The sequence below is a fragment of the Bacillus sp. FG16 genome (assembly GCF_057809515.1).
Window position 1 is genome coordinate 1 of record NZ_JBMDKC010000383.1, and the last position, 356, is coordinate 356.

The window sequence follows — 356 nt, forward strand, 5'->3', positions numbered from 1 at the left end:
TTTTTCATCTTGTAGCATCGCTACTTCATCAATTGCTAGGAGAATATAGGGTTTCCGTTTGTCCGGATGTAATTTGTTGTATTCGTCAATATGATCTACTTCATATGTTGCCATGAGCTTTCTACGTTCCCTGATGTCATTCCATACCTTTTGAAGCATGATGTTCATTTCGATTTCTTCCATACATACTTCTTTTACATGTTGGACTCGCCGTAAGAAATGAAACTCTGAATTTTTCAAATCGCCTAGGTACAAATGCAAGGTATCGGGCGACATGGTTTGAATCAATGTAGACAAGATGACTCGCACCATACTACTTTTTCCTGAACCTGTTTCTCCCGCAATGAGAAGATGCG

1 protein-coding gene is annotated in these 356 nt (G+C 39.3%); it reads right to left on the reverse strand.

Annotation, left to right across the window (positions count from 1 at the left end; translation table 11 throughout):
* Positions 1-356: FtsK/SpoIIIE domain-containing protein (locus ACODS7_RS32855; RefSeq protein ID WP_488828761.1), on the reverse strand; the 356-nt coding region annotated here is incomplete at both ends.